The following is an 11,810-nucleotide window of genomic DNA, read 5'->3' as shown; positions in this document are numbered from 1 at the left end:
GGGGCGCCCGTCCCCTTCGCTCACCAGTACCTGGGGCCCGTCCTGGGCCGCCAGCCAGCGCTGCAGGCGACGGCTGGCGGGCAGGGGGCCGAGGCGCAACACCTGCAGGCCCCCGGTCGCCGCCGCCCTGGAGGAGGCCTCCGCCAGGATCAGGTCGTAGGCCGTCACGGCATCGAGCCCCGGCAGGCCCCGCAGGCCCGAGAGGGCATCGGCCAGCAAGGGCCAGCCGCTGCGCCGCTGCCAGCGCCGCAGGGCCTCCACGTGGGCGGGCCAGGCGGCGGGGCTGCCGCGCCAGGGGCCGGCCACCACCACCCCGGCGCGGTCCGGGTCCAGGGTCGCGGCGTCTGTGGTGGCGAAGCGGAGAGGTGGCGGCGGGTTGCCGGGCGGGGGCGGGGGGTCGGCGTCCGGAGGTTGGCCGGAGAGCGTGGCGGCCAACTGGGTCAGCTCGACGCCGCCGGCGTGCAGGGGTTCGGCGAAGGGCAGGTTGAGGTGGACCGCTCCGGCGCCACGGCCGGCCCCATCCCCCTGGGCGGCGGCCAGGGCGGCACGGGCGAGGGCCTGCAGCTCCCTGGGCGCCATCGCCGCCAACCCCTCGGGGTCCCCGCTGCCCAGCCAGCGGCAGCTGCAGGCCAGAAAGGCCTCCTGGTTGACGCTCTGGTTGGCGCCGCAGCCCTTGAGCTGGGCCGGCCGATCGGCCGTGAGCAGCAGCAGGGGGATGGAGCCGAAGTCGGCCTCCACGGCGGCGGGCAGCAGGTTGGCGACCGCCGTGCCCGAGGTGGTGATCACGGCCGCCGGCTGGCCGCTGCCCCGGCCCAGGCCGAGGGCGAAGAAGGCGGCGCTGCGCTCGTCGATGGCGGTGTGCAGGCGCAGGCCCCCTGGCTCCAGAAGGGCGGCGGCCACCGCCAGGGGCGCCGAGCGACTGCCCGGGCAGAGCACCGCATGGGCCAGCCCGCCCCGGCGCAGAGCTTCCAGCAGGGTCAGGGCCGCCTGCACATTGGCCAGCGATGACGGGGGCCCGGCCACCGGGGAGCTCCACTGTTCAGGATGGGGGAATCATCCTCATCGACGGCTTCGCCATGGCCAGCGGCCCCGCCATCGCCAAGCCCCCCTCCGGCCCCAAGGGCGGGGCCACCGGGCTCCTGCAGCAATTCGCCCGCCTGCTGCTCTGGGTGCTGCTGGCCCTGCTGCTGCGCTGGGCGGTGGTGGAGCCCCGCTGGATCCCGTCGGGCTCGATGCTGCCCACCCTGCAGCTCCAGGACCGGATCCTGGTGGAGAAGCTCACACCCCGTTTCGGCTCGGGTGTGCGCACCGGCAGCATCGTCGTGTTCCACCCGCCGGCCCGGCTGCAGGAGGCGGGCTACAACCCGCGCACGGCCCTGATCAAGCGGGTGGTGGCGGTGGCCGGCGATCAGGTGGAGGTGAGAGATGGCCAGCTCTGGCGCAATGGCACCCCTGCCGAGCCCGACTGGGCCAGGGAGCCCATGGCCTACAACCTGGAGCCCTTCGTGGTGCCCTCCGGCGAGGTGCTGGTGCTGGGGGACAACCGCAATGCCAGCCTGGATTCCCACCTCTGGGGCCCCCTGCCGGAGAGCGACCTGATCGGCACCGCCATCTGGCGTTACTGGCCCCTGGCCCGGTTCGGTCCGGTTGGGTTCTCCTCTCCCCACCCAGCCGAGGGCGCTTGAAAGACTGCGGTAGGGTGCGTGCCGTGTTGCAGCGCACACCGGAGGGCACATGTTCAACCCGGAGTTCCTGACCGCCGACAACGAGGCGATCAGCGACAATTCGCTGATTCAGTACCTGCAGGAACAGTCCCCGGACGTGCTGCAGAGGGTGGCCCGCTCGGCCACCGGCGACATCCAGGACATCATCCGCCACAACGTCCAGGGTCTACTGGGCATGCTGCCCGGTGAGCAGTTCGAGGTGAAGATCCAGGCCAGCCGCGACAACCTCGCCGGTCTGCTGGCCTCGGCGATGATGACCGGCTACTTCCTGCGCCAGATGGAGCAGCGCATGGAGCTGGAATCAGCCATGCTCGGCAGCGGCGGGTTCGAGGCCGGCCTCGACGACGACCCCGGCGAGCTGGAGCTCTAGGGCTGGGGCTTCGGGCTCTGGTGGGTTTCACCCGGCACCAACCCCAGGCGCACCAGCGTGTTGTCGATCCCGGCCAGGGTTTCCCACGAGCCACCATCGGGTGCCCATTCCCCCGCCTCGATCCGATCCGCCAGGGCGGTGAGCTCCGCCGCTGAGCTGGCCACCGGAGCCTCGTGGTGGGCCGGCACCACCCAGCGCAGGTCCTTCAGGCCAGCCAGCCCACGGATCCAGGCGACCAGGGCGGCCCGCTCGCGGGGGAACACCAGCCTCTCCAGCACCGCCGCCACCTGCAAACGGCTGCGGCCTCCTGGTGTGAGGGCCTCGAAATCCTCCTGCCAGCCAGGCAACCAGCGGAACGGGTAGAAGCCGAAGTGGGCCCTGGCGCCCCGGCACCCCGGTGCCAGGCAATGGCGCAGCACCTCGCCCAGGGGCGGCACCTCCAGGGGCCGGGGGCGCAGGTAGGTGGCGAACAGCACCATCCGCCACCAGCCCTGGCGCCGGCGTTCAGGATCGTCGATCAGGGGTTCATCGCCCCGCTCGCGGGCATGGAACAGCAGCGGGGTGGGATCGAGATCGAACACCGCCGGCGGCTCCGGCGGAATCGCCACCAGGGCATCGGTGAGCAGCAGGCTGCCGCTGGCCCGATCGAAGCAGGCGATCTCCAGGAAGGTGCCCAGCCCCAGGTCCAGCGGGCCCAGGGGCAGCCAGTCGAGCTGGTCGCCGTGGGGCACCCCATCGCTGAGCAGCACCCGGGTGCGGGAGGCGGGGAACCCCAGCCAGGCGGGCGGCAGCGGCAGCGGGAAACTCCACTGCTTCGGCGACACCCACACCTTGGCCCCGGGGAAGGCCCGTGCCATGGCCGGCACCGGCAGCTTGTGCTCCAACCCCGACGCGGTGGGCAGCACGATGGTGCACACCGGGCCGTGGCGCTCCTCCAGTTCCCGCAGCCGGGCCAGCACCTCGGCGGTGGGGGCCACCGGGGCATGGAGCAGCAGTCCCTCCCGCACCCGCAGCACGACCATGCGGATCGGCACCGCCACGTACCAGACCCCCTGAACCTGCTCGAAGCTCCACAGCCTGCCGCCGATCAGCTCCCGCACCAGGGTGCGGCGGCGGCCATAGGGGTAGAGGGGCAGCAGGGGCCACCAGGGCCAGTGTTGGTCCGCCGGCAGGGGCGTGGCCGTGTCCCCGGACGTGGCGCTCACGCGGAAGGGAAGCGGGAGGCCCGCGGCGAGCGGCGCCGCTGGGCCAGGAGGCCATGGCGGGGCGCCAGCAGGAAGCAGAGCAGGAACAGCAGCGTCTGCACCATCACGATGCAGCCGGCGGTGGAGGCATCCATCCAGTAGCTCCAGTAGATCCCGGCCACGCTGGAGAGCACCGCCGACAGGATCGAGAGCCACACCATGCGGTCGAAGCGATCGGTGAGCAGGTAGGCCGTGGCCCCCGGGGTGACCAGCATGGCCACCACCAGGATGATCCCCACCGTCTGCAGGCCGGCCACCGCCGCCAACGAGAGCATCGACAGCAGCAGGTAGTGCAGCACGCCGGTGTGGAGGCCGATCGAGCGGGCGTGGGTGGGATCGAAGCAGAACAGGAGCAGGTCCTTGCGCAGCACCACCAGCACGGTCAGCACCAGCAGGCTGATCAGCACGGTCTGGAGGATGTCGGAGGAGCTGATGCCCAGCACGTTGCCGAACAGGATGTGCGACAGGTCGATGCTGCTGCGAACCTTGGAGATCAGCGTCAGGCCGAGGGCGAAGAAGCCGGTGAACACCAGCCCGATCACCGTGTCCTCCTTGATCCGGGTCATCTGCTTGATGTAGCCGATCAGGGCCACCGAGCCGACGCCGAAGACGAAGGCCCCCACAGCAAAGGGCAGGTTCAGGGCGTAGGCGATCACCACACCGGGCATCACCGCATGGGACACCGCATCGCCCATCAGGGCCCAGCCTTTGAGCGTCATGTAGCAGGAGAGCAGGCCGCAGACACACGACACCAGCATGCTGACCAGCAGGGCCCGCACCATGAACTCCTGCTGCAGCGGTTCGACCAGCCAGGTGAGCAGGGTGCTCATGGCGTCTGCGGATCGGGGTCCGTGGCTGCCGCGGGTGAGGCCTCCAGCCGCAGGCCGCCGAAGGTCAGGGCCAGGTTCTCGCTGGTGAACACCGAGGCGGTCTCGCCGTAGGCGAGCACGGTCTTGTTGATCAGCACCACCTGGTCGCAGAAGCCGGTGACATGGGAGAGGTCGTGGGTGGCGATCATCAGCGTGCGTCCCTCGCGCCGGAACTGCTCGAACAGCTCGATCATCAGCTTTTCGGTGCGGATGTCGACGCCGTTGAAGGGCTCATCGAGCAGCATCACCGAGGCGCCCTGGGCCAGGGCCCGCGCCAGGAAGGCCCGCTTGCGCTGGCCGCCCGAGAGGGCGCCGATCTGGCGGTGGCGCAGCGGCCACAGGTCGACCCTCTCAAGCGCCTCCTGCACCGCCTCCCGGTCGAGCGGCCGGGGGATCCGCAGCAGATTCATGGCCCCGTAGCGGCCCATCATCACCACCTCGTGGACGTTGACGGGAAAGTTCCAGTCGACGCTTTCGGTCTGGGGGACGTAGGCCACCGCCCGGGCCCGGCGGGCCTGGCTCAGGGGCAGCCCGTTGATGGCGATGCTGCCCGCCGACGGGCGCACGAAGCCCATCAGGGCCTTGAACAGGGTGGATTTGCCGGCTCCGTTCATCCCCACCAGGGCGCAGATGCTGCCGGCATCAAGATGCAGGGAGGCGTCGTGGACGGCCACCACCCCGTGGTAATCGACGCAGAGATGGCGGACCGAGATGCGCCCGTTGTCGTGGTGTAGAGGCTGGCCGGAGGGCATGGGTTCAGCTCCCCGCCAGACCCGCTCGCAGGGTCTCCACGTTATGACGCTGGAGCTCCAGCAGGTTGGGGGCCGGGCCGTCCGGAAGGGAGAGGGAGTCCACATGGAAAGTGCCCCCGAAGCGGGCCCCCGACTGCCTGGCCACCTGCTTCTGGGGTTCGGCGCTGACCGTGCTTTCACAGAACACCGCCGGCACCTGGCGCTGCTTCACCAAAGCGATCAACCGGGCCATGCGCTGGGGGGTGACCTGGGACTCGGCATTCACCGGCCAGAGGTAGGCCTCGGCGAGTCCGTAATCGCGGGCCAGGTAGGAGAAGGCGCCCTCACAGGTGGCGAGCACCCGCTGGGCAGGGGGGATCCGGACCAGGGAGGTCTTTAGCTCCTGATCGAGGGCGTCCAGCTGGGCGCTGTAGCGCTGGGCGTTGCGGCGGAACGTGGCCTCGCCGGCGGGGTCGAGCCGGGTGAGGGCGCGGCGAATGTTCTCCACATAGACCTTCGCCAGCCGCGGGGACATCCAGGCATGGGGGTTGGGCTGGCCCCGGTAGGCGTCGCTGGCGATCGGCAGGGGGGTGATCCCCTCGGTGAGCGTCACGTGGGGGACATCCCGGAGGCTGGCGTAGAAGCGCTCGGCCCAGCGCTCCAGCCCGAAGCCGTTCTCCAGCACCATCCGGGCGCCCGAGGCCCGCTTCAGGTCGCTGGGGGTGGGCTCGTAGCCGTGGATCTCGGCCCCCAGCCGGGTGATCGATTCCACCCGCACCCGCTCGCCGGCCACCTGCCGGGCCATGTCCGCCAGGATCGTGAAGGTGGTGAGCACCAGGGGGCGTGAATCCGTCGCCTCGCCCGTGCCACGGCTCCCACAGCCGCCGGCCAGCAGCGGCACGACAAGGGCAGCGCCCAGCAGAGCCCGCGTCAGATGTGTTCGGAGGCGGCAAAGGCCCTGGCCATCCGAGCGGAGCTGGGGCATGCCGCTGGGGGGAGCAAGAAAGCTTGGTATGAACAGTTTGGCGGCCGTTCGCCCCGGGCGGTGACCGGGCCAGCCCACAGAAAAGCCCCCTCAGCAGAGGGGGCCAGGGGGGGATCGGCTGGCCGAGGGCAGGGCCGATCGCTGGATCAGCCGATGGCCGGGGCGCGCAGGGCGACGGGAATCGACTGGGTGGTGGCCAGATCCAGCGGGAAGTTGTGCGCATTGCGCTCGTGCATCACTTCCATGCCGAGGCCGGCACGGTTGAGCACGTCGGCCCAGGTGTTGATCACCCGGCCCTGACCGTCGAGGATCGACTGGTTGAAGTTGAAGCCGTTCAGGTTGAAGGCCATCGTGCTCACGCCCAGGGCGGTGAACCAGATGCCGACCACCGGCCAGGCCGCCAGGAAGAAGTGGAGGCTGCGGCTGTTGTTGAACGAGGCGTACTGGAAGATCAGGCGACCGAAGTAACCGTGGGCAGCCACGATGTTGTAGGTCTCTTCCTCTTGGCCGAACTTGTAGCCGTAGTTCTGGGACTCGCTCTCGGTGGTTTCACGCACCAGGGAGGAGGTCACCAGGGAGCCGTGCATGGCGGAGAACAGGGAGCCACCGAACACACCGGCCACACCCAGCATGTGGAAGGGGTGCATCAGGATGTTGTGCTCAGCCTGGAACACCAGCATGAAGTTGAAGGTGCCGCTGATGCCGAGGGGCATGCCGTCGGAGAAGGAACCCTGACCGAAGGGGTAGATCAGGAATACCGCGAAGGCCGCCGAGAGGGGGGCGGAATAGGCGACGCAGATCCAGGGGCGCATGCCGAGGCGGTAGGAGAGCTCCCACTGGCGGCCCATGTAGGCAGAGATGCCGATCAGGAAGTGGAAGACCACCAGCTGGTAAGGACCACCGTTGTACAGCCACTCGTCGAGGCTGGCGGCTTCCCAGATGGGGTAGATGTGCAGGCCGATGGCGTTGCTGGAAGGAACAACGGCGCCGGAGATGATGTTGTTGCCCTGGATCAGGGAGCCTGCGACGGGCTCACGGATGCCGTCGATGTCGACGGAGGGCGCCGCGATGAAGGCGACGATGAAGCAGATGGTGGCGGCCAGCAGGCAGGGGATCATCAGCACACCGAACCAACCGACATAGATGCGGTTGTTGGTGGAGGTGACCCAGCTGCAGAAGCTTTCCCAGCTTCCGGAGCGGCCGCTGCGGAGGGCAGTGGTCATGGAAGTAAGACGGGGGAACGAGCAGAAATACCTCCACAAGGGAGGTCCATTCACGTTACGTAACGCCGCTCTGGATCCGATCAGCCCGCAACGATCCTTCAGTTAATCGGGCGCCAGCGCAATGAAAAGACATGAAGAGACTTCATGAACATTCTTTATGGCGTGGCTGGCAGGGAGCCGCTGGCCGGCGCAGCCAGCTGCTGGCCGAGCCAGTCGCGCCCCTGCTGCAGGAACCCCGGCCAGTCGAGCTTTTCGGCCTCGGCCGCCCGCGCCACCAGCAGCGGCGCCTCCCGCTTGATCCGCTCCAGGTCCGGCGCCTCCACGCCAGCCGAGAGCGCCAGTACATCGGCCATGGCATGGCTCACCACCCGGGTGAGGTAGGCCGCGCTCAGGGCCTGGAGCGCCCCGCCCACCAGCCAGGTGGCGCCGTGGAGGCGCACCGCCGCCGCCAGGGCCTGGCTGCTCCACTCCACCACCCCCAGCAGCAGCGAGGCCTTGGCCAGTTCGACGGCGGCGGCCTTGAGCTGCTCCACGCTCCAGGGGCAGTCCCACAGACGGGCCATCTCCTGGAGCATCAGGCCGTTGGCCGCCGCCAGCACCACCAGATCCAGCGAGGGCAGGGGGGCGGCGAACACCCCCGCCGCCACCAGCCACTGGGTGCGTTGCTGCAGCTGCACGAGCCGCTGCCGCCGCAGGCGCTCCAGCTCCGCCTGCCAGTGGCGGTGCAGCTCCTCGCAGCGCCGCAGCGGTGTGGCCCGCCGCAGGGCTGGCGCTTCGCTGTTCAGCCAGCGGCCCAGGGGCTGCAGGCTGTCGCCCAGGGTTTCGGGGTTGCCATCCCAGGGCAGCAGCCGCTCCGGGACGGCGGCCGGCCACTGGGACACCAGTTCGGCCGCCAGGGCCTGCGGATCGCAGGGAGCGTCCGGTTGCACCAGCAGCCAGACGGGCTGACCCACCGGCACCGCCTCCAGCCAGCGCAGGTCGGCGGCCCGCAGGGGTGTCACCAGGTGGAACAGCACCACGTCGGCGGCGGCCAGGCCGTCCGGCCAGCGGCGCTCCGGGCTCACCGCCGGCAGGGCTTCGCCCCAGCGCAGGCTGAGGGCCAGACGGCCGCGCAGGGCCCGCTGCAGCTGGGGCGCCCAGGCGGCATCCGGCGCCACAGAGCCCACCAGGGCCAGGTGCAGGCCGGACCGGGACCCCTCTTCGCGCAGGGCGGACAGGGCTTCGTGGCGTCGTCCCTGGCCCTCGCCGGGCTCCCCTTCCAGCTGCTCGAACTGGAGCAGCAGCGCGTCGCAGCGCCGCAGCCAGGCATCGAAGCTGCCGGGCAGCTTCGGCACCGCCAGCCGGGAGGGTCGCCGGCCCAGCCACCACCAGCCGGCGGCAACCCCCGCCAATCCCATCAGGCCCCAGCCTTCCCCGGGCAGCGACCGCAGGATCAGCTCGCCGCCCAGCACTCCGCCCGCCAGCAGCAGGGCCTGCCGGCCCCAGCCGGCGGACAGCAGGACGCGCGACAGGGAGGACAGGGCGGCTGGGCGCAGGGGGTCCTGGGGCGTCACGGGTGGCTGCCGGCGGCGATGCCTCTCTAGCTCAGAAGTGACGGGGCTCACACCCCCGACCACCTCCCTTAAGCCGTCGCCCCTGCAGACCCTGGCGGGACGCAGCATGATTCGTGATGTCGTCCGGGTCCGCACCGTGCCGTCTTCCGATGCCCGGGCAGGCCTGGCCGCGACAGCGGATGGCCTGTTCCTGCTGGCGGACCACCTGCAGGCGCTGCGCCACGCCCTCAAGGAGCTGGAGGGCTGCGAACACTGGCACGGCGGGCTGCCGGTGCTGCTGCTCGAGCGCTGCTGGCTGCGTCTGAGCCGGGTCTCGGTGGAGCATCTCGCCCAGCGGCTGCCCCCGGACTGCAGCCAGGAGGCCCCCGAGCTGTGCCGTTACCGGGAGCTGGTGGCGGCCGGCCTTTCGGGGTGGGAGGCCGAACGGGCCTGCTGGGAGGATTTCGGCGCCGACGCCTGCCGGGAAGCTCTGCGCAAGTACTGGACCGCCCAGGAACGGGGGACCCAGGGCTGGACCCTGGAGACCTACCTCGACCTTCTCAAGCAGTACCGCCAGCGCTTCGCCCTGGAGAGTCCACGGCCCGTGCCTCTGCTGGTGCTGGCCCGGCGGCAGGGCCCGGCGCGCCTCGGCAGGCATCGGCTGCTGTGGCTGGGGCCTGGGGCGGCCGGCGGCCGGCCGTCGATGCGCGACACTTGCCCCTGATTGCAGGCTGCGGCCATGGGCGACGACACCAACACTCCTCATCCCGTTGGCTCCGGCCGTGGGGACTCCCCCGAGCGCGGCGGCCGTTCAGGGCCGAACCGGGAACCGGGTGGTTTCCGCATCCGACTGAGCGATAACGAGCTGCAGGCGGCCCGCGCCCTGCAGGATGCCTTCGGCCTGCGCTCCACCGTGGCGGTGCTGGGATTCGCCCTGCGCACCCTGGCCGACCAGCTGGAGAAGGGCCAGCTCGAGGCCCTCGTGGCCGAGAACCGCGCCCAGGCGGGCTCCCGTGCCCCCGTCTCCCGCGGAAGTGGTGAGCCCCGCCGCGTCATCGGCGGTGACGGCCAACCCCGCTCCGGCGGCCGTGGCGGCCAGGGCGGCGTCCGCGTCGATCCCTTTGCCCGGCCCAGCAAGCCGCCGCTCCCCGTCGAGGTGAGTGAGCCCGAAGCCCCTGCCGAGGAGCTGGCGGCTGACGCGACGCCGGAGGCCGCCGAGGTGGCTCCGGACGCCGTCATCGAGCCTGCCGACACCGAGGTCGACGCCACCCCCGACGCGTGAGCCAGGCCAGCACCACGCCGGCACGGCCCCGGGTGCTGTCCGGCGTCCAGCCCACCGGCGCCCTGCACCTGGGCAACTGGCTCGGTGCCATCCGCAACTGGGTGGATCTGCAGGACAGCCACGAGACCTTCTTCTGCGTGGTCGACCTGCACGCGATCACGGTCCCCCACGATCCGAAGCGCCTGGCCGAGGACACCCTCACCACCGCCGCCCTCTACCTGGCCTGCGGCATCGACCCGCAGCGGGCCACGGTGTTCGTCCAGAGCCAGGTGAGCGCCCACAGCGAACTTTGCTGGCTGCTCAACGGCGTCACGCCGCTCAACTGGCTGGAGCGCATGATCCAGTTCAAGGAGAAGGCGCTCAAGCAGGGCGACAACGTCTCCGTCGGGCTGCTGGACTACCCGGTGCTGATGGCCGCGGACATCCTTCTTTATGACGCCGATCGGGTGCCGGTGGGGGAGGACCAGAAGCAGCACCTCGAACTGGCCCGCGACATCGCTCAGCAGCGCATCAACGCCCGCTATGCGCCCGATCCGGAGCACCCCGTCCTCAAGGTGCCCGAGCCCCTGATCCTGAAGGAGGGGGCGCGGGTGATGAGCCTCACCGACGGCAGCGCCAAGATGAGCAAGAGCGATCCCAATGAGGGTTCCCGCATCACCTTGCTGGACCCCCCAGAGCTGATCCTCCGCAAGATCAAGCGGGCCAAGACCGATCCGGTCATGGGGCTGGAGTTCGGTAACCCGGAGCGGCCGGAGGCCGACAACCTGCTCGGCCTTTATGCCCTGCTCTCCGGCGTGGGCCGCGAGCGGGCGGCGGCGGAGTGCGCCTCGATGGGCTGGGGTGGCTTCAAGCCCCTGCTGGCGGAGGCCACGGTGGAAGCCCTCCGGCCCGTGCAGCAGCGTTACGCCGAGCTGCGCAGTGATCCGGCCAGCCTGGAGGCCGTCCTGCGGGACGGAAGGGAGCGGGCTGCGGCCGTGGCCGGAGCCACGCTGCAGCGGGTCCGCAGCGCCCTGGGATTTCTGACCTTGAACTGAAGCGAGCTGCCGCCTTCTCGGCAAGGTGCAGCCAGAATGTGTAAATCCTTCGTTATGTATTGATCACGACAGCTGATCGTTCGTCGTGGATGTAGCGCTTGTTACGGGACGCCAGGCCGCTGGGGCTTGACGGCTGGGAACTCGCGGGCATCTCCCTGCCCTGACTGAATTTTTCCTGAGAGCCTCTCTCTCGGATCCGCCGTCCAAGCACGTTGGGCCTTGTTTTGTCCAGTACGGGCGCAGGGGTCTCGCCTTCGGGGGCTGGGCCTGACCAAGGTCAGGGTCCCCTGACGACTGCTTGCCCTTGCGTCGCCCTTTCCCATCACCACCGAAGCCGCATCAGCACGGCCCGCTTGCCCTTGTGCTGCTGATGCTCCTGCCGATGGTGCAACGGCCGGTCGCACCGCTGCCCCCAGCGGCCCCTGTGGTGGCCATGCCCACAGCCCAGCCGGCGGGAGCGGTGGCGGTGACCGGACGGCGAACGGGTGGCGGCCCCTACGGCATCACCCCCGAGCGGCGGGCCCTGCTCAACACGATCCGCTTCGCCGAAGGCACCTGGATCGGAGGCAGCCAGTTGGGTTACCAGGTGCTCTACGGCGGTGATCGCTTCGACGATCTCAGTCGCCATCCGGACATCGTCGTGCGGCGCCGCTACGCCAGCGCCGCCGCCGGGGCCTATCAGTTCCTCCCCACCACCTGGGATCAGGCCGCCGAGGAGCTCCAGCTCCGGGATTTCCGTCCCGCCAGCCAGGATCAGGCGGCCCTGCATCTGATCCATGATCGGGGAGCGCTGCAGCGCTTCGATCGCCAAGGCCT

At 70.3% G+C, this 11,810-nt stretch carries 13 protein-coding genes; 6 read left to right on the top strand and 7 right to left on the bottom strand.

All coding sequences use genetic code 11. The annotated features are described in order from the left end of the window. Positions 1-1,023 (bottom strand): 2-succinyl-5-enolpyruvyl-6-hydroxy-3-cyclohexene-1-carboxylic-acid synthase (gene menD, locus KBZ04_RS08425; RefSeq protein WP_254991507.1); only part of this gene is annotated, 1,023 nt, incomplete at its 3' end. A gap of 53 nt (positions 1,024-1,076) precedes the next feature. Between menD and lepB the strand changes: the two genes are divergently transcribed. Next, positions 1,077-1,685 carry a signal peptidase I gene (gene lepB / locus KBZ04_RS08420; RefSeq protein WP_254991506.1) on the top strand — a complete coding sequence of 203 codons (609 nt, stop codon included), beginning with the start codon at positions 1,077-1,079 and terminating at the stop codon, positions 1,683-1,685. A gap of 49 nt (positions 1,686-1,734) precedes the next feature. Next, positions 1,735-2,094: a DUF760 domain-containing protein gene (locus tag KBZ04_RS08415; RefSeq protein WP_216908177.1), complete on the top strand. Its 360-nt coding sequence runs from the start codon at positions 1,735-1,737 to the stop codon at positions 2,092-2,094. Here KBZ04_RS08415 and KBZ04_RS08410 read toward each other — a convergent pair. The 6 genes from KBZ04_RS08410 to KBZ04_RS14215 all read right to left on the bottom strand — a co-directional run bounded on the left by KBZ04_RS08410 (position 2,091) and on the right by KBZ04_RS14215 (position 8,699). Then, positions 2,091-3,299, bottom strand: coding sequence for a DUF4336 domain-containing protein (locus tag KBZ04_RS08410; RefSeq protein WP_254991505.1), 1,209 nt, complete (start codon positions 3,297-3,299; stop codon positions 2,091-2,093). The two genes, KBZ04_RS08415 and KBZ04_RS08410, sit on opposite strands and share 4 nt — an antisense overlap. Beyond that, complete coding sequence (locus tag KBZ04_RS08405) at positions 3,296-4,168, bottom strand: metal ABC transporter permease (RefSeq protein ID WP_254991504.1); 873 nt, start codon at positions 4,166-4,168, stop codon at positions 3,296-3,298. Before KBZ04_RS08405 ends, KBZ04_RS08410 begins: the two co-directional genes overlap by 4 nt. Beyond that, the gene (locus KBZ04_RS08400) at positions 4,165-4,959 is read right to left on the bottom strand and encodes a metal ABC transporter ATP-binding protein (protein WP_254991503.1); all 795 of its coding nucleotides are present in this window, start codon (positions 4,957-4,959) and stop codon (positions 4,165-4,167) included. The genes KBZ04_RS08405 and KBZ04_RS08400 overlap by 4 nt, the downstream gene beginning before the upstream one ends. A 4-nt stretch (positions 4,960-4,963) precedes the next feature. Continuing rightward, the gene (locus KBZ04_RS08395; RefSeq protein WP_254991502.1) at positions 4,964-5,923 is read right to left on the bottom strand and encodes a metal ABC transporter substrate-binding protein; all 960 of its coding nucleotides are present in this window, start codon (positions 5,921-5,923) and stop codon (positions 4,964-4,966) included. Between the two features lie 146 nt (positions 5,924-6,069). Then, complete coding sequence (psbA, locus tag KBZ04_RS08390; protein ID WP_254991501.1) at positions 6,070-7,146, bottom strand: photosystem II q(b) protein; 1,077 nt, start codon at positions 7,144-7,146, stop codon at positions 6,070-6,072. A 155-nt stretch (positions 7,147-7,301) separates the two neighbouring features. Next, a complete protein-coding gene (locus tag KBZ04_RS14215) occupies positions 7,302-8,699 on the bottom strand; it encodes a YcjF family protein (protein WP_315860096.1) in 1,398 nt (465 codons plus the stop codon). Between the two features lie 136 nt (positions 8,700-8,835). Between KBZ04_RS14215 and KBZ04_RS08380 the strand changes: the two genes are divergently transcribed. From KBZ04_RS08380 to KBZ04_RS08365, 4 genes are all read left to right on the top strand, one after another. After that, the gene (locus KBZ04_RS08380; protein ID WP_254991500.1) at positions 8,836-9,402 is read left to right on the top strand and encodes a hypothetical protein; all 567 of its coding nucleotides are present in this window, start codon (positions 8,836-8,838) and stop codon (positions 9,400-9,402) included. Between the two features lie 15 nt (positions 9,403-9,417). Continuing rightward, positions 9,418-9,960 carry a hypothetical protein gene (locus KBZ04_RS08375; protein ID WP_254991499.1) on the top strand — a complete coding sequence of 181 codons (543 nt, stop codon included), beginning with the start codon at positions 9,418-9,420 and terminating at the stop codon, positions 9,958-9,960. Further along, entirely contained in the window at positions 9,957-10,994 is a 1,038-nt protein-coding gene (trpS, locus tag KBZ04_RS08370; RefSeq protein ID WP_254991497.1) for a tryptophan--tRNA ligase, read from the top strand. Before KBZ04_RS08375 ends, trpS begins: the two co-directional genes overlap by 4 nt. 361 nt (positions 10,995-11,355) lie before the next feature. Next, a partial coding sequence (locus tag KBZ04_RS08365; protein WP_254991496.1) for a glycoside hydrolase family 104 protein occupies positions 11,356-11,810 on the top strand: 455 nt, incomplete at its 3' end.

This window comes from Cyanobium sp. N5-Cardenillas (assembly GCF_024345515.1).
GTDB lineage: Bacteria > Cyanobacteriota > Cyanobacteriia > PCC-6307 > Cyanobiaceae > Cyanobium.
Note: the sequence above shows the minus strand (reverse complement) of the source record. Positions and strands in the feature narration are given on the sequence as shown.

What these genes read in the sequence shown, in the direction of transcription:
- lepB (WP_254991506.1), top strand. Translation starts at nt 1,077, where the DNA reads ATGGCCAGCGGCCCCGCCATCGCCAAGCCCCCCTCCGGCCCCAAGGGC.
- KBZ04_RS08415 (WP_216908177.1), top strand. Translation starts at nt 1,735, where the DNA reads ATGTTCAACCCGGAGTTCCTGACCGCCGACAACGAGGCGATCAGCGAC.
- KBZ04_RS08405 (WP_254991504.1), bottom strand. Translation starts at nt 4,168, where the DNA reads ATGAGCACCCTGCTCACCTGGCTGGTCGAACCGCTGCAGCAGGAGTTC.
- KBZ04_RS08400 (WP_254991503.1), bottom strand. Translation starts at nt 4,959, where the DNA reads ATGCCCTCCGGCCAGCCTCTACACCACGACAACGGGCGCATCTCGGTC.
- KBZ04_RS08395 (WP_254991502.1), bottom strand. Translation starts at nt 5,923, where the DNA reads ATGCCCCAGCTCCGCTCGGATGGCCAGGGCCTTTGCCGCCTCCGAACA.
- psbA (WP_254991501.1), bottom strand. Translation starts at nt 7,146, where the DNA reads ATGACCACTGCCCTCCGCAGCGGCCGCTCCGGAAGCTGGGAAAGCTTC.
- KBZ04_RS08375 (WP_254991499.1), top strand. Translation starts at nt 9,418, where the DNA reads ATGGGCGACGACACCAACACTCCTCATCCCGTTGGCTCCGGCCGTGGG.